At 68.7% G+C, this 18,109-nt stretch carries 18 protein-coding genes; 8 read left to right on the forward strand and 10 right to left on the reverse strand.

Annotated elements, in window-relative coordinates:
- Position 1: 1 nt before the first annotated feature.
- Complete coding sequence (locus HCT51_RS04280; protein WP_166870670.1) at positions 2-2,857, forward strand: ATP-binding protein; 2,856 nt, start codon at positions 2-4, stop codon at positions 2,855-2,857.
- A 60-nt stretch (positions 2,858-2,917) separates the two neighbouring features.
- Here the strand turns inward: HCT51_RS04280 and HCT51_RS04285 are convergent, their stop codons facing one another.
- Positions 2,918-3,415 (reverse strand): metallophosphoesterase family protein, encoded by a 498-nt coding sequence (locus HCT51_RS04285; RefSeq protein ID WP_166870672.1) that lies wholly within the window; start codon positions 3,413-3,415, stop codon positions 2,918-2,920.
- Between the two features lie 69 nt (positions 3,416-3,484).
- Between HCT51_RS04285 and HCT51_RS04290 the strand changes: the two genes are divergently transcribed.
- Together HCT51_RS04290 and HCT51_RS04295 are read left to right on the forward strand one after the other, a co-directional pair.
- On the forward strand, positions 3,485-4,474 hold the full coding sequence (locus tag HCT51_RS04290; protein ID WP_224760660.1) for a zinc-binding dehydrogenase: 990 nt from the start codon (positions 3,485-3,487) through the stop codon (positions 4,472-4,474).
- Positions 4,475-4,688: 214 nt separating this feature from the next.
- On the forward strand, positions 4,689-5,594 hold the full coding sequence (locus tag HCT51_RS04295) for a J domain-containing protein (protein ID WP_166870674.1): 906 nt from the start codon (positions 4,689-4,691) through the stop codon (positions 5,592-5,594).
- A gap of 45 nt (positions 5,595-5,639) precedes the next feature.
- Here the strand turns inward: HCT51_RS04295 and HCT51_RS04300 are convergent, their stop codons facing one another.
- The 4 genes from HCT51_RS04300 to HCT51_RS04315 form a co-directional block, all read right to left on the reverse strand.
- Positions 5,640-6,215 carry a response regulator gene (locus tag HCT51_RS04300; RefSeq protein WP_370626913.1) on the reverse strand — a complete coding sequence of 192 codons (576 nt, stop codon included), beginning with the start codon at positions 6,213-6,215 and terminating at the stop codon, positions 5,640-5,642.
- A 70-nt stretch (positions 6,216-6,285) separates the two neighbouring features.
- Entirely contained in the window at positions 6,286-7,455 is a 1,170-nt protein-coding gene (locus HCT51_RS04305; protein ID WP_166870676.1) for a sensor histidine kinase, read from the reverse strand.
- Between the two features lie 65 nt (positions 7,456-7,520).
- Positions 7,521-8,186, reverse strand: a complete 666-nt coding sequence (locus tag HCT51_RS04310; protein ID WP_166870678.1) for a response regulator — start codon at positions 8,184-8,186, stop codon at positions 7,521-7,523.
- Positions 8,183-10,207 carry a sensor histidine kinase gene (locus HCT51_RS04315; protein ID WP_166870679.1) on the reverse strand — a complete coding sequence of 675 codons (2,025 nt, stop codon included), beginning with the start codon at positions 10,205-10,207 and terminating at the stop codon, positions 8,183-8,185. Before HCT51_RS04315 ends, HCT51_RS04310 begins: the two co-directional genes overlap by 4 nt.
- A gap of 215 nt (positions 10,208-10,422) precedes the next feature.
- Between HCT51_RS04315 and HCT51_RS04320 the strand changes: the two genes are divergently transcribed.
- From HCT51_RS04320 to HCT51_RS04330, 3 genes are all read left to right on the forward strand, one after another.
- Entirely contained in the window at positions 10,423-11,121 is a 699-nt protein-coding gene (locus HCT51_RS04320) for a hypothetical protein (RefSeq protein ID WP_166870682.1), read from the forward strand.
- 127 nt (positions 11,122-11,248) lie between these two features.
- Positions 11,249-11,986: a hypothetical protein gene (locus HCT51_RS18660; RefSeq protein WP_224760661.1), complete on the forward strand. Its 738-nt coding sequence runs from the start codon at positions 11,249-11,251 to the stop codon at positions 11,984-11,986.
- A gap of 152 nt (positions 11,987-12,138) precedes the next feature.
- The gene (locus HCT51_RS04330; protein WP_166870684.1) at positions 12,139-12,486 is read left to right on the forward strand and encodes a hypothetical protein; all 348 of its coding nucleotides are present in this window, start codon (positions 12,139-12,141) and stop codon (positions 12,484-12,486) included.
- Between the two features lie 19 nt (positions 12,487-12,505).
- Here the strand turns inward: HCT51_RS04330 and HCT51_RS04335 are convergent, their stop codons facing one another.
- The 4 genes from HCT51_RS04335 to HCT51_RS04350 form a co-directional block, all read right to left on the reverse strand.
- Positions 12,506-13,657 carry an N-acetyltransferase DgcN family protein gene (locus tag HCT51_RS04335; protein WP_166870686.1) on the reverse strand — a complete coding sequence of 384 codons (1,152 nt, stop codon included), beginning with the start codon at positions 13,655-13,657 and terminating at the stop codon, positions 12,506-12,508.
- A 144-nt stretch (positions 13,658-13,801) separates the two neighbouring features.
- Positions 13,802-14,074: a glutaredoxin family protein gene (locus HCT51_RS04340; protein ID WP_166870688.1), complete on the reverse strand. Its 273-nt coding sequence runs from the start codon at positions 14,072-14,074 to the stop codon at positions 13,802-13,804.
- Positions 14,075-14,147: 73 nt separating this feature from the next.
- A complete protein-coding gene (locus HCT51_RS04345; RefSeq protein WP_166870690.1) occupies positions 14,148-14,945 on the reverse strand; it encodes an ABC transporter permease subunit in 798 nt (265 codons plus the stop codon).
- Positions 14,938-15,846, reverse strand: a complete 909-nt coding sequence (locus HCT51_RS04350; RefSeq protein ID WP_166870692.1) for an ABC transporter ATP-binding protein — start codon at positions 15,844-15,846, stop codon at positions 14,938-14,940. Before HCT51_RS04350 ends, HCT51_RS04345 begins: the two co-directional genes overlap by 8 nt.
- Positions 15,847-15,989: 143 nt before the next feature.
- Here HCT51_RS04350 and HCT51_RS04355 point away from each other — a divergent pair, with 143 nt between their 5' ends.
- Complete coding sequence (locus HCT51_RS04355; protein WP_166870694.1) at positions 15,990-16,382, forward strand: PPOX class F420-dependent oxidoreductase; 393 nt, start codon at positions 15,990-15,992, stop codon at positions 16,380-16,382.
- A gap of 124 nt (positions 16,383-16,506) precedes the next feature.
- Positions 16,507-17,280, forward strand: a complete 774-nt coding sequence (locus HCT51_RS04360) for a DarT ssDNA thymidine ADP-ribosyltransferase family protein (RefSeq protein ID WP_166870696.1) — start codon at positions 16,507-16,509, stop codon at positions 17,278-17,280.
- 22 nt (positions 17,281-17,302) lie between these two features.
- Here the strand turns inward: HCT51_RS04360 and HCT51_RS04365 are convergent, their stop codons facing one another.
- A complete protein-coding gene (locus HCT51_RS04365) occupies positions 17,303-18,085 on the reverse strand; it encodes an alpha/beta fold hydrolase (protein ID WP_166870698.1) in 783 nt (260 codons plus the stop codon).
- Positions 18,086-18,109: the final 24 nt, after the last annotated feature.

The raw sequence follows: 18,109 nt of genomic DNA on the forward strand, positions 1-18,109 counted from the left end.
CATGAGAGCCGTGAGCCCCTCGCTGATTGCTCGCACGCGCGAGTCGCAGGCCTTGCGTCAGATGCTGGCGGAGACCGCCGAGGGTCAACCGCGCACGGTGGTGATCGCCGGCGAGGCGGGCATCGGCAAGACCCGGCTGCTCGCCGAGTTCAAGCGCGAGGCATCCGTCACTGCCCGGGTGCTGGTCGGTGAGTGCGTGGACCTCGGCATGTCCGCGCTGCCATACGCCGCGATCACCGGAATGCTGCACGACCTGCTCGGCCAGGTCGGCGCTGACACCATGCTTGAGGCCGCCGGACCCGGCCGTGACGCTCTCGCCGTGCTGCTGCCCGAACTGCGCGGACAGATGCCCGAGCATTCGGCCTCCGGTGCCGAGAGACTGCACGAGGTCGTCGCCGTGCTGCTGGAGAACATCTCTCGCGCGCAGCCGCTGGTGATCGTGGTGGAAGACCTGCACTGGGCCGACGGCGCCACCCTTGCGGTGCTGCGATTCCTGCAGCGCACGCTCGCGGACTGCCCGATCATGATCGTGCTCAGCTACCGCAGCGACGATGTGCACCGTGGTCATCCGCTGCGCGGGTTCCTGTCCGAGCTGGAACGGTCGCGGCGGTCCGACCGGCTCGAGCTGCGCCGGCTCACCCTCGACGAGGTCGGCGAGCAGATCGAATGCATCCTCGGTCACCTTCCCGACCCGCTCGTACTCGAGAGCGTGTACGAGCGCAGCGACGGGGTGCCGTTCTTCGTCGAGGAGCTGCTGTCGGCGCCGGAATCCGACGAGCTGCCCGACACCCTGCGCGACCTGCTGCTCGCCCGCTATGAGCGGCTCAGCACGCACGCCCAGTCGCTGCTGCGGTTGCTCTCCGCAGGCGGCGTCGCGGTACGCCACGACCTGCTGATGGTGGTGGCCGAGGCGGAAGGCGCCGACCTCGACGAACCCGCCCGGGAGGCGGTTCTCGCCAACGTGCTGGTGATCACCGAGAACAGTTACGCGTTTCGGCACGCCTTGGTCAGGGAGGCCGTGCACGCCGAACTGTTGCCGGGCGAGCGGGTGCGGTTCCACTCCCGGTACGCGGCCGCGCTTGAGAACTTCGGCGGCATCCCGTGCGGCTCCACCGAGGTGGCCAACCACTGGCTTGCCGCGAACAACCCGGCCAAGGCGCTGGTCACGGCGCTCGAGGCCATGCATGACGCCCAGTCCTCCTACGCCTACATCACCGCCTCGCAGATGGGTGAGCGCGCCCTGAATCTGTGGGACCAGGTGCCGGATGCCGCGGACGTCGCGGGCCTCGGCAAAGTCCAGCTGCTCGCCCTCACCGCCTCGAACCTGTTGGACGCCGGCGACTCAGAACGCGCCATCGCCATCGTCGATCTGGCCCTGGCTGAACCGGATGCCGCGGACGACGACGTGCGCTACGCCCGGCTGTTGCGCGACAAGGCGTCCTATCTGGCCACCTCGGGTCGGCCCGGTTCGGCGGCGCTGCTTGAGCAGGCGCTCGAGCTGGTTCCACCCGGCCGGATGGACAAGGTGCGCGCCAGCATGCTCAACCAGTTGGCCAGCAGGCTGATGGTGCAAGCGCAGAACGAGTCGGCCATCGAGGTGGCAACCGACGCCCTGACCCTGTCGCTGAAGGCCGGCACCGACCGGCAGGCGTCGATCGCCGCGAACCTGCGCGGGGTGTCGCGCGTGCACAGCGGCGAGATCGACGCGGGCCTTGCCGACCTTGAGCGGGCGGGCCAGTTGGCGAACGCCGATGGATCCGCGCTCCTCCGCCACAACCTGAACAGTTCCGACGTGCAGTACCTGCTCGGAAACTTCACCGAAGCACTCGCGCTCGCCGAGGCGGGCATGGCGCGCGCCCGGGAACTCGGCGTGGAACGCAGCACCGGCATCATCCTGTCGTCGAACGCGGTCGACCCGTTGTTCGCGGTCGGCGACTGGGATCGCGCCGACAACCTGCTCGAACGGGCGCTGGCGATGTCCACCCCCACCGCGTTCAACGCGTACCTGCGGCGCGCGAAGCTGTGGTCGCTGCTGTGGCGTGGCGAACTCGATGCGGCGGTGTCGCTGTATCGCGGTTGGCGCTCCGGGATGGCTGCCCTCGGCGCCGTCGAGGTGCAGGTACGGCTCACCGTCGCCCGCGTCGCGGCGGAGATAGCGCTGGAGCAGGGAGACCTCGACGACGCCTGGCAGCACGTCGCCGTGCTGATCGAGCCCGACCGGCGGAGCCTCGCCGCGTACGACCTGCCGCTGCTGTCGGTGGCGGCGCGCGTGCTGGTGGCGCGCGGAGCATCAGACGCGGACATTGAGCCGTTCCGCCGGGCGCTCGACGCGGCATCCGTCTGGCCCACCTACCCGCTGTGGTCGGCGCTGTTCGACGCGGAACTGGCCGACGACGTGCCCGGCTGGCAGCGTGTGCTCGACCGGGAAGGACCCGCCCACGTGCGCCCGTACGCGCTGTACCGGCTCGGGCAGGCGCAGTTCGCCGCGGGGGATCGGCAAGAGGCCCGCGACTCGTTGCGGCAGGCGGCGGATGTCGCGAACACCCTCGGTGCTCGGCTGATCACCCGGCACGTGAACGAGTTCTCCTCGCGTGCCGGACTTACACTGTCGGAGGCGCCGCGGCCCGCCGCCGAGCTGCCGGAGATCACCGCGCGGGAGCGTCAGGTGCTCGACCTGATCGCGCAGGGCCTTAGCAACCGGCAAATCGGCGAGCGCCTGTTCATCAGCGCCAAGACGGCCTCGGTGCACGTCTCGGCGATCTTGCGGAAGCTCGGGGCGACGTCGCGCACCGAGGCTGTGTTCGTTGCATCGCAGGGTGCGGGCCACGCGGGCACCGGCTCGCCGGCTCGACGCTGACGGTCGCGGGCGCCGGCCGGCGCCCCACCTCTTTTGCTCCGAGTCGAGGTGGGGCGCCCGTCACACCTCGTGCAGGGTGACGTCGCGCAGCACGCCGTCGTCGGCGACCGCGGTCATGAACGTGCACGCCGGCTGCCGCCTGCGGTCGGTGGGCGAGCCAGGGTTCAGCAGGCGCAGGCCGCCGGGCGAGGTGCTGTCCCACGGGATGTGACTATGCCCGAACACCAGTACGGCGACATCCGGAAACAGCTGGTCGGCGCGCTCCTCACGACCCGTGGCGTGACCGGTCTCGTGAATCATCGCGAAACGGATCCCGTCGACTTCCGTCCGCGCGATCTCGGGCAGTCTGGCGCGTAGGTCGTCGCCGTCGTTGTTGCCGTACACGCCGACCAGTCGCGTTGCTCGCAATTCGAGCTGGTCGAGCAGGTCCACGCTGACCCAGTCGCCGGCATGGAACACCACATCGGCCGCATCGATCGCGCTCCAGACGCTGTCCGGCAGGGCGGGCGCCCGTTTCGGCACGTGGGTGTCGGAGATCAGCAGCAGTCGGGTGGGCATAGATAAGACGCTACTGAATGTCACCGGCACGGGAAGGCGTCGGTGCTGCCTAGGCTTGACGTGCCGCGGGTGCCCGTCCCGGCGCTGATTCGCGGCATCGTTATCGTGAAAGGTTTCATCATGCAGGCATGGCAATTCGTCGAAGTTGGCAGTCCACTTACTTTGAACGAAGTAGAGGCACCAACCCCAGCCGCAAACGAGGTCGTCGTCGACGTCAAGGCCGCCGGTCTGTGCCACAGCGATGTCGGTTTCCTCGACGGCACCCTTACCCCGCTGCTGCCGTTCCGTCCGATCACCCTGGGTCACGAGATCGCTGGCATCGTTTCGGCAGTCGGCTCCGATGTCGCCGACTTCAAGGTGGGCGACAAGGTCGCCATTCCGGCCGCTATTGAGGGGCCGGGCACCGAGAAGAACGGTGGATTTGCTACCCAAGTAGTGGTGCTGGAGCGCCTCGTTGTTCCGGTTCCGGAGAGCGTGCCCTTCGACCAGGCGGCAGCGGCCACTGATGCTGGAATGACCTCCTACCATGCCGTCATGGTGCAGGGGCGGGTTACGGCGGGAAGCAAAGTCGGCATTATCGGCCTGGGTGGACTCGGAATGATGGGCGCACAAGCGGCCCTCGCTGCCGGCGCGGACGTTTATGTCGCAGAAATCAACGAGAAGGTTCACCAGGTCGCGCGCGACCTCGGTGCAACCGGTGTTTCAACCGACATCCGAGACTTTTCCGATCAGGGGCTGGACGTCGTCATCGACTTCGCCGGCTTCGGTACCACTACCGATGCGGCTGTCGAAACGGTTCGTCGTGGCGGCCGTGTTGTTCAGGTGGGTCTGGGCGTTGCCCGCGGCGAAATCAACCTGCAGCAGCTCACGCTCAACGAGGTGGAGCTTGTCGGGTCCCAAGCTGGTACGAAGGAGGACTGCATCGCGGTACTGGACCTCGTCGCCGCCGGCAAGCTTTCGTCCCGAGTCACCACCATCTCCTTCGACGAGATCGGTGAGGGCATCGGAAAGCTCGAGCGCGGCGAAGTCATCGGTCGCCTCGTGGCAGTCCTCGGCTAGCTCGAAATCGTCGATGGCCCGTGACGTCTAGCCGAATCGGCTAACTCACGGGTCAGGACGGCGGGGACCGACTGCGGAACTCGGCTGCTGAGGCGCTCGCCTCTGGATGGTGGATGCCGTCAGCTACGGCACGGCTGTGCCCGATATTCTCAAGGCACCGCACACAGGTCCAAGACACCAGCACTCACGTGCAATCCCGCCAGAAAGCGATCCGATGCCCGATAGTCCGATCTCGGCGAGCCCGTACGAGGTGCTCGGCGTGAGCCCCGACGCGTCGACGCACGAGCTTCGCAAGGCGTATCGCAAGATGCTGCGCGCCACGCACCCGGACACCGGCGGCAACCCGGTGCGATTCCACGCGGTGCAGCGGGCCTGGGAGAAGGTGGGCACGCCCGAGGCGCGGGCGAACTACGACCGCGGTCGCAGCACCCAGCAGCAGGAACACGTGTGGGCCCCGGCCGCTCCGCGCAAGCGGCAGGACACTCGGCCGACCGCCCGCTCCTACGGGCACCCCGGCGGCTGGTCCCGCGAGCGCTACCTCACCCTGATGCGGGAATGGGTGGGACGAGGCGTCCCTCTCGACGACCCGTACGATCCCGCACTGGTGCGCACCGCGCCCCGCGACATCCGGCACCTGCTGGCGAACGCTCTGGCCGAGGAGGCGACGGCGCGCGCGGTGGCGACACTCGGCATCGGCTACACCGTCTGGCATGACGTGGCGACGGATGCCGGAAAGCTCGACCAGATCGTGCTCGGGCCGACCGGGCTGTTCGCGGTGCAATCTGAGGACTGGGGCGCCCCGGTGAAGACCAAGCGCGGCGAGGTGATCGGCGAGGCAGTCGCGGGGGAGCGCCCCATGCACGAGCTCGCCTTGCGCACCAAGTCGGTCTCGCGGGCGGCGAAGGTGAAATTCACGGGCCAGCTGCTGGTAGTTCCGGATGACGCGTCGCCTGAGGGCGTGGAAGTACTGGGCTCCTCGCGCGGAGCGGTGACCGCGCTGGTGCAGCAATCGCGGCTGCTGCAGGTGCTGCGCGACGGACTTCCCGGGGCCCACCGCATCGGCGGCACCGACCTGTTCGAGGTGCGCACTCGGCTGCAGTCCGCGATCCGCTTCGTGTAGGTTTTCTCGCTGCGCCCGACGGAGTCGGCCGCGTTTCGAAACCCGTCAGACCCCCGCCGACCCCGACCCCACCTGCACCAGCCCGGACTCGTAGGCGAACACCGCCAGCTGCACCCGGTCGCGCAGCTCGAGCTTGGCCAGCAGCCGGGACACGTAGGTCTTCACCGTGGCCTCACTGAGGAACAGCTGCCGGCCGACATCCGCATTCGACAACCCGCGCGCCACGAGTCGGGCGACCTCCGCTTCCCGATCGCTCAGCGCGGACGCCGCCGCCGACACCACCCGCGGCGAGAACTGCTCGAGCAGCCGCCGGGTCACCGCCGACGCAAGCAGGGTGTCGCCGCGCGCCACCACCGTCACCGCGTGCACCAGGTCGGCCGGCGACACGTCCTTCAGCAGGAACCCGCTGGCACCGGCACGCACCGCCCGGTACACGTATTCGTCGAGATCGAACGTGGTCAGCGCCAGCACTCGCGGCCGCGGGTCGGGCCCGGCCATGAGTTGCGCCGTGGCCTCGATGCCGTCAAGCCGCGGCATCCGGATGTCCATCAAGACGACGTCCGGATGATGCACGCCTGCCAGCTGCACCGCTTCGACCCCGTCGCCAGCCTCGCCGACCACGTCGAAGCCATGCCGCTCAGCCGGAACCCGCCGCGCACCAGCTCCTGGTCGTCGACCACCAGCACCCGTGTCATGATGCCGCCGGCTCGAGGGGAAGCACCGCGCGCACGAGGAAGCCGCTGCCGCTCCCGCTGATCGTCTCGAGCCGGCCGCCGTACAGCGCCGCCCGCTCCCGCATGCCGATCAGCCCGTGCCCGCCGGCGGACGCAGTCGCGGTCGCGGTCGCGGCACCCACCCCGTCGTCGCGCACCTCCAGGTGCAGCGACTCGTCGGCAAAGCGCACGAGCACGTCGGCTCGCTCCGCCGCCGCGTGCCGCCGCACGTTCGTCAACGCCTCCTGCACGATGCGGTAGGCGGCCAGGTCTAGCCCGGTCGGCAGCATCCGCGGTTCGCCTTCAACCCGCAATCCGACGGTCAGCCCGCCGGAGCGCGCATCCTCAACCAGGGCGGAGAGCCCGTCGATTCCGGGTTGCGGATGCAGCTCGCCCGCGCCATCCTGCTCGCGCAGCATCGACACCAGGCGGCGCATCTCGGCTAGCGCGTCGGCACCGGTGGTGCGGATCGTCGCCAGCGCGCGACGGGTGTATTCCGGGTCGTCGTCGGCGACCTGCTCGGCGGCGCCGGCTTGCACCACCATCATGCTCACCGAGTGCGCCACGATGTCGTGCAGTTCCCGCGCGATGCGGGCGCGCTCCTCGGCGATCGCCGTCAGGGTGACGGTGCGGGCCTGCACCTCGATCTCGGTGGCGCGCCGGTGCGATTCGGCGGCGCGACGCTCCGCCTTGCGGACCACCTGCCCGATCGTCCAGGCGAGAATCAGCACCATCCAGTGGAAGAAGATCTCGCCCGGCTCCTGCATCTCCATCACCTGGGTGTCGAAGAACAGCAGGCAGGCCGCCCCGGCGCCCGCGCCGATCAGCCCGGCGCGCCAACTGCCGTACCGCGCGACGGAATAGGTCGCGACGGCCATCGGAACCAGCTGGCCCCAGAACAGCAACAGGATGGGCTGAATGCTGAATACGATCGGCCACGTCAGCAGCACGACGAGGGCGGTGGCCAGTGGCCAGCTGCGCCGAACTGCCAACGCCAGACACAGGATGACGGCGACCACCGTGCTCAGGGTGGGAGACCCGCTGCCGAACGCCGAATCGAGCGGCACCCAGATTTCGACGACGGCCACCGCGGCCAGGGCGCCCGCGAAGACCGCATCGACCACCCGCCGGAGCCACCGCTGCTTCACGGCGTCAGCATACTGGCGCGGCCGTCGGTGCGGCATCATCCCCAGGTTGATCACGCGATCAACTTTCAGCGCTGGGTGCGCTGCCCGGTCACAAAGCCCGACTCGTACACCAGGACCACCACCTGCACCCGATCACGCAGGTCGAGCTTGCCCAGGATGTGGCTGACGTGTGCCTTGATCGTCGCTTCGCCGAGATGAAGCTCGGCCCCGATCTCGGCGTTGGACAACCCGCGAGCGATGCCCGACACGACATCGAGCTCGCGTTCCGTCAGCCCAGCGAGCGCCTCGGGCACGCCATCGACCACGGGCGGGGTGCGCACGTACGCCTCCACGAGCCGCTGCGTGACCGTCGGCGCGAACAGCAGCGCGCCCTCATGCACGTCACGCACCGCCCGCACAATCTCCTCGGGCTGGGCCGACTTGAGCAGGAATCCGGAGGCGCCGGCGCGGAGCGCGCCGTAGACGTACTCGTCGAGGTCGAACATCGTCAGCATCAGCACCTTGGCACGAACGCCGCCGGCCGCGATGCGACGCAACCCCTCGATGCCGTCGACGCCCGGCATCTGGATGTCCATGAGCACGACGTCCGCGTCGAGCGCCTGGGCGGTGCGGGCAGCCTGCGCACCGTCGGACGCCTCGCCGACGACGACGAGATCCTCCTCCGCGGCGAGCACCGAGCGAAGACCGGCGCGCAGCAGCGACTGATCGTCGGCCAACACGATGCGGATCACCGGACCACCGCCGGTTTCACGGCGCGGCGAACGGGGAAGGTCGCCGTGAGCACGAAGCCCGAACCGGTCGCCCCTGCCGACAGCTCGCCGTGCCGTTCACCGACGAGCTCGCGCAGGCCGCGCAGTCCCAGACTCGAGCCGATCGTCGTGGTCAGTGTCATGGCTGCATTGTGTCGTGGATCCGGGCGGGCCGGGCCGTTCGTAACGCTGGCGAGTGCTCGGCTGGGGGTGACACAGACCTGCACGGTCACGTCGCTTCCGGGAGCGTGACGCACGGCGTTCGCCAAGCCCTCGCGAATCACCCGCAGAAGCAGCCGGGCGTCTTCGGGAGCTGCATCGGCTGTCAGCTCGACGACAGTGGTCACCTGGGCCCCCGCGCGCCGGGCCGCCGCGATGAGTGGGGTGATGCCGTCGGCGAGGTCGATGTCGTCCTCGAGTCGGCTCGTGGGCTGTGACGTGAGGGACGCGGCATCCGATCCCGGCGGCGGTGTTGTGATGGTACGCAATTCGACGGATGCCTCGCGGCCGATGTCGATGATGGCGTCGAGGGCAGCGCGCGCGGCATCCGGGTCACGCTCACGCAGCACTCTGGCCGCGTTGGCCTGCATCATCATCGTGCCCACGGCGTGGCTGGCCGCGTCGTGAAGGTCACGGGCAAGTTGCAGCCGCTCGTCCGACACTGCGGCCCGCTCCGCGGCCTCGATCTGGGCCTGCCGCAGCTGAGCCTCGCCGAGATGGATGATCTCGGCCGCGTGTTGCCCAGACCAGGCGGCCGCCGCACCGAACGGAAGGACGATCATCGCGATTTGGATAGGCAGGTTGTCGGGGGTGTCTATTGCGATCAGGGTGAGGATCGTGCCCGCGAAGACCAGCCACGCCAGGCCCGCGCGACGGGTGCCGGCTCGCGCGGCGGACCAGGACAGGGCGGCCGCCGCGATGCTCAGCCAGAGACCGTCGCGGTCGAGGGCGACCAGATCGGTGACGGTCGCCACCGCGATGAGCGCCGCAGTTCCCAGCAGCGCGGACACGGTGAACCTGTTGCGCAGCACGACCGCGGCCACGATCGGCAGCACCACCAGCAGCAGGAACGGGATGGCCGGCCATGACGGCTCATCGACGGCGCCGGAGGCGGTGATCAGCATGGGCACGAAGCAGACATCCGCCAGCATGAGCGCGGCCGGCCATGCACCGATCAGGAGCTGCACCCAGCCCCGGCGTCCGGCGCGATCGGGTGCGGTGCCCGAGGGCGCGGCGTCGGAGGGCGCGGCGCCGGGCGAGGCAGCGGGCGCCGCCAGAGCGGCCTCGCTCGCGGCTGGCTCCTCGCGCAACAGCACGAGGAGTGCCCGCAACCGCGTGGTCGCCTCCTCCCCGCACCGGTGGATCGCCTCGAGCGCGGTCGACGGGAGCGTCTGCCGCGCGGCGACGGCCGTCTCGGTCATCCGCTCCACCGCGCGATCGATGACGGCGAACGCCGCGGCCGCCACCTCCTGCCGCTCGGATGCCGCCGCCAGCCGTGCCTGCGACGCCGGATCCACCATCGACAGACGCCGAGCGTGCTCCGCTGCGCGTCGGCGACGGCCGTCGCGATCCCTGACCAACACACCGAACCACCAGGGGAGCGACAGCAGGAGGCACCCGAAGACGATGCTCGGCAGATCCCAATCGGCGGATGTCGCGGTGGAAGCGAGCAGCACCGGGACTGCCCACACGCTCACCCTCGGTGCCAGGAGGTAGCCGACACTGACGAGGGTGATCATCACCGGACCCAGTGGGGCGGCGTTCTCGGGCGGCAGGCCCATCAGGCCGAGCGCCAGCACCCCCGTGGCGGTGAGGATCACGCCGGGCAACGGCCATCGCGTGACGACCCAGGTGGCCGCACCGAACCACACCGCCAGGCCCGCGCCCAGCCAGCCCGCGACCAGCCACCCCGGGCTTGGCCAATCCACCGCCAGGAGCGGCCCCGCCCACGCGATGCTCGCGGCAGTCAGCACCCAGGTGACGCGCGTCGGCAGGCTCGGCATGAGGCGAGCGTAGCGGGGGCCGGAAAGTGGCGACACCACCCTGAGTCGGTGCCGGGTCATCCGTGGGGCGGAGGTCCAGCCCGACTCGCGGCTCTGAGCCAGCCGCCGAGCGGCGCGGCGAGCGGTGCCCCACGGCGGACGCGGGCACCCGTCGCGGCGCGCGACCGTGGGGTGGGCCGACGAGAGGCGTCGGCACCGACCGGGAGGAAACGCTCATGGCAACGCTGAACAAGGAAACGCCCCGCACGCAGATCGAGGGCGGGCGGCGTGCGTCCCGTGCGACGGTCGCCGGGACCAGCGCACTCCTGCTCGCGCCCGTCGCCGGATGGGCAGGGTCAACCGCATCGTCGCTGGTGCTCGCCGGCGTCGATCCGACCTCGGATCTGGACGCCTTCCTCGCCGCCGTCGCGGCGAACATCGGATTGTGGAACACGTTCAGTGTGCTGATGCTCGTCATTGCTCTGCTGACCGTCGCCTGGGTGCCTGCCGTCTGGCGGCTGACCGTTGACCGGACTCCGCGGTGCGCCTGGACCACCGCCGTCATCGGCACCCTGTTCGCGATGGGCCAGTTCGTGCACCTGGTGTCGTGGAACGTGTTGAGTGCCGGGTTGGCGGAGTCTGTCGATGGATCCGCAGCACTCGCCGTGGTCGAGGCCATGGAGGCGTCGTGGTTCTTCGTGCTGATCTTCGCGCCCTTCCTGCTGGGCGCCCTGCTCGCAGCGCCCATCGCCGCCGTCGCTCTGCGCCGCGCGCGGTTGCTTCCCACCTGGTCGGTCGTGGTCGTCGTGGCCGCGAGCATCGTGACCGTGATCCTCGGCACAGACAACCCGATCGGCGTCGCCGCCTACTCGGTCCTGCTGATCACCGGCTTCACACCCGCCCTGGTGCGGGTGCTCCGCGGCCGCGCCTCCTGAACACGAGGCATCCGGCATCCGTCATCCCCAGGTTGATCACGCGATCAACTTCCAGCCGATGCCGAGCGACGACCCGGCTCCCTAGCGTTGGGGGAGGCCAGCCGGGCCGATCACGAGAGGGGAACCCATGAGAACCGCCGCAGAACGTCAACGCGCCACGGCGTACTCCCGCACCGCCGTCTACTACCGCACCACCGTCGCGATCAGCCTCGTGCTGACCTCCGCGCTCAGCGCGCTCTGGGTGGCGTTGATGCCGCCCTTCCCGCCAACGGCCGCCGAGCAGTTGGCGGCCATCGCCGATTCCGGTGATACGGCTGTCATCTCCTCCAGCGCGTTCATCGTGGCGCAGCTGCCGTTCATCATCGCCTTGCTCGGCATCGCTCACCTGACCGCGCAGCGCACACCGATCCTGTCGGCGATTGGCGGCGCCCTCGGCGTGATCGGCGGATTCGGCCACGCGGTGTTCGGCGGATTCCAGCTCGTCACGATCGTGATGGCTCCGGATGTCGCGAACCGCGAGCTGTTCGCGGGACTGCTCGAGTCCGAGCCGCCGCTGCCGCTGCAGGTGTTCATGATGGCGGGAACCGCGGGCACAGTGCTCGGTATTCTGCTGCTCGGCATCGCCCTGATGCGCGCGAAGGTCGGTCAACGCTGGGTGCCATACGCGCTGTGGGCATTCCTTGTCGTCGAGTTCGTCGGTTCGAACCTCAGCGAGTGGGCGGGCCTCGTCGCAGGGCTGCTGTATCTCGGCTCGTTCTCGGCCCTCGCCGTCACGGTGTGGCGGGGAACGGCCGACTCCTGGACCCCGGTTGTTGCAGCCGGCGTGCCGACCGCCGGGGCGGCCGCGGCGGTCCCTCGCCACTGACCGGGATGCGCATCCTTTCCCGACCCGAACGGGAGAAGCTGCGCCGCGTCGAGATGCCCCAGAGCGGTGGTTGCGGTCACGCAGTCAACCCCTCTGGGGCATGTCGCTGGGTTCCTAGGCTGAGGTCAGGTAACCAGTTGAAGGGAAGCGACATGGCTGTCACGCTCAACAAGAAAGCGCTCGAGAACGCGAAAGCCCTGATCAAGCACGGCAAGGCCACGCACGACAGTCGCGACGACTGGAGCGAACACGCACCGGATGCCGACGACGAGAATCGTTTCATCGAGAAGCACGGCTACGGCGAGTACTCGAAGTGGCACCTGGGTGTCGACGACGACAAGCCGGACGACGCCAAGGGGCACTACAGCTTTCCGTTCGGCGACTTCACCCGGGTGCACCGCTGCGCGGTGATCTCACTGGAGAGCCGGGCCGCGCAGAACGACCACGACGACATCGCGAAGGCCGCGAAGGGACTGCTGGAGCAGATCGACGCGGACTGAGGTGGCCCCCGCGCGCCGGTTAGAGGAGTGCCGAGGTCTTCGGAGACGCGAGCTCGGGGAAGGCGAGCAGCACAAGGTCGACCAGTTCATCCAGCGGTCGGGTGAGGGGGTCGGTGGCGGGAAGCCCATTCTCCAGCTCGACCTCGATGATCGCGGCGGTGATCTCGCCGTCATCCATGTGCTCGTGGTTGATGGTGACGCCGATCACCGTGGTGTCGGCGAACGCTTCGATCAGGGCCACTTCGCTGGCGACTGTCGGCATGGCCAGCATCGGGAAGTCTCCCAGCGTGCCGCGCTTGGGGGCGTGCTGGAGAATCACGCCGGCGGGGCGGCTGCCGCGCAGGATGTAGGCGGAGGTCAGATAGGCGGGATGGCTGAGAGCTCCCTGGCCCTCGACGATGATGACATCCGGGTCTTCGTTCTCGAACGCGGCGACCACCTGTGCTTCCAGCTCCCCTGAGCAGAATTGGGGAGCGATCGCGTCTAGGGCGACGCCGTACTTGCCGCCTTGGATCAGGGTCGTCTGGCCTGTGCCAACCATGACAGCCCGGATGCCGCGGGCACTGAGCGCCTGCACCAGGAGGGTCGCGGTGGTGCGCTTGCCGATGGCACCGTCGGTGCCCAGCACGGCGATGCGCGGGCAGGTCACGTTGAAGATCTGGCCGGTAAAGATCTTGAGGTCCTTCTTGTCCTTGGGGCGGCGAACATCAGTGATCGTCACACCGGCCAGGATGCTGGCGGCCACGAACTCGGCGTCGTCGTTCAGGAACTCGTGCAGACCGTTGATGATGTTCATCCCGCGCGAGATGGCATCGAGCAGCACAACCCGTTGGGGTTCCGAGAGCATTCCGTCGACCGGGGCCAAGCCGCAGATGAGGTACGCGGGAACGAAGCCAGCGTGGGCGATCGCCTCGGTCAAGTTCCCGAGCACCGGGATCCCGTTCGCCGTGCCGTCGAGGTACATTCCCGCGTCGGCTCCGGCACGCAGGCTGTCGATGACGCTGAGGATCTCGAACTTCTCGGAATGGCGCACCAGGCCGTTGGCAGTCTTGCCGTCCTGTTCGCCGAACTGGCCATCGCAGTAGACGATGGCTGAGAACTCGGGGAACTCTGGTTCGGCGCGACGGTCGTCGTCGCCGCTGGATTCGTGGCTGAAAATTGGGGTGGACATGGTGGCTCCTCTGATTCCTCAGAGGAGGCGACCTGACCGTTGGCACAGGCACGAGGCCCGAACGTGCAATGAAGCGGTCTTCCCTGACAACCGGCACACTGCCGATACCGTCACGCTACAGCAGTGACCTGTGTGTGGTGCCCTCTAGCGCGCGGCGCTGAGCTCTTCCAGCTTCGCGCGCAGGTCGGCGTCGCTCGGCTCGACCACGTGGGTGTCGTCGGGGAACACGATCACCGGGATGTTGGTGCGCCCGCTGATCGCCAGGGCACGGTCTGCGCCATCCTCAACCGCTTCCAGGTCGACGTAGTCGTAGTCAACGCCCATGCCATCGAGCAGCGACTTCGAACGGCGGCAGTCTCCGCACCACTGAGCGCCGAACATCGTGATCCGCTTGGTCTCGTCAGCTGCAAAAGTCATATCTGAACCATAAACGACATCGCTGGGAGAGGCCAGAGCATGCCCGCATCCGGAACGTCGGCCCCCGTGTTGCTCAGCCGTCGACATCCCGCCGGGCGAACACCGCCAGTCCGATCGTGACCGCCACCGCGGTCAGCCCGACTAGCGCGGAAACGCAGATCCAGTCGATCCCGTTGACCAGGGGCTCGAACTGGAAGGCCCAGGAGTACGGACTGGCCGAGTACAGCCAATCCAGTTCGTCTACCTGATTGGCGATGGCGTTCGCGGCATATCCGCCGACCGCGACTACCGTGCCGGCGGCCGTGGCGTAGGTGCGCCGCCCGGTGATCGCGCCGACCGCCAGCGCGATGCTTCCGGTCGACAGCGCGAGCAGCACCAGCATCGTGGTGCCGGCGATCACGTTGCCCACCTCGAGATCGAGCGACGACGGCTCGTTCAACAGCAAGATGAGCGCCGCTGACACGACCCCTAGCCAGAGCAAGCGCGCGAACAAGGCCAGCCAGCGTTCCAGCAGCACCTGGCTGCGGCTGACCGAGTGGGCGAGCGTCAACTCCAGCGTGCCGTTCTCCTCGTCGCCGGCCACGGCGGCCGACCCCCACGCGATCGCCGCGATCGTGAACAGCGCGAACCCCATCAGCCCGAGGAACGTGGACTGCACGTACCCGGAGCCGGTGCCGATGCTGGTGTAGCCGATCGTCTCGACCAGCGCCTCGGGCAGATTCGCGATCAGCTCCTGGAAGTCGGTGCTACTGATCGAGCTGAACAGTGGCAGGTAGAGCAGCAGAGCGGCGGCGATGCCGAGCGTCCAGGCGATCATCGATCGCCACGACTCGGTGATCGCCCGCCGGAACAGCGGGAGCCCGTCACGCATCGGCGGGCGTTCCGTACAGGCCGAGCACGGCCTGCTCGAGGTCGGGTTCCTCGATCGTCAACTCGGTCACGTGGAAGTGGGCGAGGGTCTTCACGAGCGGATCCGGGTCACCCGACAGCGACAGCGTCGCGGATGTCGGAGTCGGCTCCACCAGGTCGGTGACGCCGGGCACGGTCACCAGCAGCGCATGCAGGGCGGGCGCCGCGGCATCCGCAATTTCAATACGCACCCGACGGATGGCGGTGCGCCGCAGTTCCTCCACGGTGTTGACGGTGATCACCCGGCCTTCGCGCAGGATGGCGACATCCGTAGCCGTGTTCTGCACCTCACTCAGTACATGCGAGCTGAGGAATACGGTTTGCCCGTCGGCGGCGGCCTCACGCAGCAGCGCGTGCACTTCCTGCTGGACGAGCGGGTCGAGTCCGCTGGTGGGTTCGTCGAGCACCAGCAGTTCCGGTCGGTGCATGAACGCCTGCACCAGGCCGAGCTTCTGCTTGTTGCCCTTGGACAGGGTGCGCACCGGCCGGGACAGGTCGACCCGCAGCCGATCGGCGAGCTCGGTGATGCGCCGCTCGGGCACCCCGCCGCTGATCCGCGCGAAGTGCGCGAGCAGGTCGCCGCCGCGCACCCGCGACTCGAGCTTCAGCTCGCCGGGCAGATAGCCGATGCGGCGGCGCAACGCCGGACCGCCCTGCCTCGGGCTGGTGCCGAGCACCTCGACCCGTCCGGAGGTGGGGCGCACGATGTCGAGCACCACGCGCATGGTGGTGGTCTTGCCGGCCCCGTTCGGTCCGATCACGCCGAAGATGCTGCCGACGGGCACGGCGAGGTCGAGCCCGCGCAGGGCGGTGGTGCGCCCGAAGCGCTTCACCAGTGCTTCGGTGCGCACCGCGTCTGCCATAGCTGCAGGTTAGGGGTGCGCGCTGCCCGGTGCAACGCCCGGCGTCGGCGCGGCGGGGAGGCCACGGCGGGTCTGCGTCGGCGCGCAGCCGGTGTGCGCCACTGGTGCATACGCGGGCACGCGGGATCCGGTTGAATGGGGCCATGACCACTGACGTTCCGTCCAACCTTGCCCACCTGCTCGACAAGCCAAACTTCGGCAGCCTTGCCACCGTGCGCCCCGACAACACCGCGCAGGTGAACCCGATGTGGTTCGAGTTCGACGGTGAGCACATCCGGTTCACGCACACCACCAAGCGGGGCAAGTTCCGCAACCTGCAGCAGAACCCCTCGATGGCGCTGTCGGTGTTCGACCCGGAGAAGCCGCTCAGCTACATCGAGGTGCGCGGCCGCCTGCTCGAGGCGATTCCCGACCCGAGCGGCTCGTTCTATGTTCGGTTGGGACAGCGCTACGGCAACGCCGGGCAGCAGGCCCCGGCCGACTCCGCCGATCGGGTGATCCTGGTGATGAGCATCGATAACGTGCACGGACGCTGACCCGGTCAACCGTTCCCAGCTAACGCGCGTACCCTGAGGGGAGCATTCGAGAGTTCTGTCCGAATGCGTTTACACGGAAGGTACGTATTTGGGCGCCGAATGCATCCATGGTCTCGACGAGGTAATGTGCGACGCATGTTCCCCCAAGCCGGTTCTGGAAGCGCTTACCCCTCCACGCTCTACTCGCGCCCGCGCGCTGCCGAAGGCTAATCTGCGCGGCGGCAGCACGGATGTCGCCGGCGGGAAGTCCGCGAAGCCGCGCACCGTGGTGAACGTGAGCGGCCACCGTATCTACCACGTCACCCACATTTCGAACCTCGCCGGAATCGTGCAGAACGGATGCCTCACCGCCGACGCATCCGAGAGCATCGCCGCGCGGCCGGTCGTCGACATCTCGTCAGCCGAGACCCGTGAGGCGCGCCGTGCGGCGCAGGTCACCGGAATCGTCGACGGTGACGACAGCGTCGCGAACTACGTGCCGTTCTTCGTCACCCCCGACGCGGCACTCTGGCTGGACATGCGGTCGGATGCCATTGACCCCCGGCTTGCCGCCGACACGCGCAACCGGTCGGCATCCGAATTCCTGGTGCTGGTCAGCACGGTCGAGAAAGCCGAACCGACCAGCACGGTGATCGCTCGCGGCGACGCGGCCGACCCGCGCACGGAGCTTGCCACCACCCCGGCGGCCCGCGCCCGTGAGCTGCGCAACATGATCGACGACGACGATGCGCTCGCCGACGCCGAGTTGCTGGTGCGGGAGCAGTTCCCGTTCGAGTCGATCACGCTGATCGGTGTCGCCAACGAAAAGGTGCGCGACGAGGTGCGCGGCATCCTGCGGGCCAAGGGTCCCAAGGTTGCGGTGTACCCGCCGTGGTTCCAGCAGCCCACCGAGGACTGACCTCTCCGGACTAGGCTCGGGGCTAGTCTCCGCTGAAGTACTCCACGAGCAGCGGGGCGATCACCGCGGCATCCGTGTTGTGATCCTGACCCTCGACGACCATCCGGCTTGCGTTCGGGATGGCGGTTTCCGCGGCGGCGGTCGCATTGCCCGCCCAGGCTGGACTGTCGCCGCCGTACAGCAGCAGTGTGGGCACGCGGATGTCGCGGAACCGCTCGACCGGCACCGAACCGTTGCCGAGCAGCGCCACGTCGTACGGCAGGGTGTGCGCGAGCGCCACCATGCTTGGCCACCAGGGCAGTTGCTGCATCCCGGCGACGCTGGCCTCATCGACACCGGTGCCTGTGAGGAAGCGAACCGCGGCGCCCTGGTCGTCGCCGGCATCGAGCGCCGCCTGGATGCTCTCGCCCCAGCCATCGATGGCGCCGCTACCGTCGGCGTTCCGGCTGTATGGAGGCTCGTAGGCCGCGAGCTTGGTGATCGGCAGCCCGGCCGCGGCGGCTTCGAGGCCGATGACCGCGCCAGAGGAATGGCCGTACACGAACGCCTCCCCGCCGGCGGCCTCGATGAGTAGGCCAAGGTCCTCGATCTCGCGTTGAACCGTCCATGGGCCGACTTCGGTGCTGTCGCCGCGGCCGCGACGGTCGTATTGGAACACGGTGAAGTGCGGTTCGAGCAGCGGTGTGAGGGCGGCGGCGGTATGCCGGGTGTTGAATGCGCCGCCGATGATGATCACGGGCGGGCCGTCCCCGCTGCGGTCATACGCGATGTAGGTGCCGTCGGGAGAGTGCACGGTCTGCGTCATCGGGCGTCCTTCGGGTGGCCGGCG

The organism is Salinibacterium sp. ZJ450, from assembly GCF_011751885.2.
Taxonomy (GTDB): domain Bacteria; phylum Actinomycetota; class Actinomycetes; order Actinomycetales; family Microbacteriaceae; genus Ruicaihuangia.

Coding starts and splice junctions, on each gene's coding strand:
- HCT51_RS04280 (WP_166870670.1), top strand. CDS start 2: ATGAGAGCCGTGAGCCCCTCGCTGATTGCTCGCACGCGCGAGTCGCAG.
- HCT51_RS04285 (WP_166870672.1), bottom strand. CDS start 3,415: ATGCCCACCCGACTGCTGCTGATCTCCGACACCCACGTGCCGAAACGG.
- HCT51_RS04295 (WP_166870674.1), top strand. CDS start 4,689: ATGCCCGATAGTCCGATCTCGGCGAGCCCGTACGAGGTGCTCGGCGTG.
- HCT51_RS04315 (WP_166870679.1), bottom strand. CDS start 10,207: ATGCCGAGCCTGCCGACGCGCGTCACCTGGGTGCTGACTGCCGCGAGC.
- HCT51_RS04320 (WP_166870682.1), top strand. CDS start 10,423: ATGGCAACGCTGAACAAGGAAACGCCCCGCACGCAGATCGAGGGCGGG.
- HCT51_RS18660 (WP_224760661.1), top strand. CDS start 11,249: ATGAGAACCGCCGCAGAACGTCAACGCGCCACGGCGTACTCCCGCACC.
- HCT51_RS04330 (WP_166870684.1), top strand. CDS start 12,139: ATGGCTGTCACGCTCAACAAGAAAGCGCTCGAGAACGCGAAAGCCCTG.
- HCT51_RS04335 (WP_166870686.1), bottom strand. CDS start 13,657: ATGTCCACCCCAATTTTCAGCCACGAATCCAGCGGCGACGACGACCGT.
- HCT51_RS04340 (WP_166870688.1), bottom strand. CDS start 14,074: ATGACTTTTGCAGCTGACGAGACCAAGCGGATCACGATGTTCGGCGCT.
- HCT51_RS04345 (WP_166870690.1), bottom strand. CDS start 14,945: ATGCGTGACGGGCTCCCGCTGTTCCGGCGGGCGATCACCGAGTCGTGG.
- HCT51_RS04350 (WP_166870692.1), bottom strand. CDS start 15,846: ATGGCAGACGCGGTGCGCACCGAAGCACTGGTGAAGCGCTTCGGGCGC.
- HCT51_RS04355 (WP_166870694.1), top strand. CDS start 15,990: ATGACCACTGACGTTCCGTCCAACCTTGCCCACCTGCTCGACAAGCCA.
- HCT51_RS04360 (WP_166870696.1), top strand. CDS start 16,507: ATGTGCGACGCATGTTCCCCCAAGCCGGTTCTGGAAGCGCTTACCCCT.
- HCT51_RS04365 (WP_166870698.1), bottom strand. CDS start 18,085: ATGACGCAGACCGTGCACTCTCCCGACGGCACCTACATCGCGTATGAC.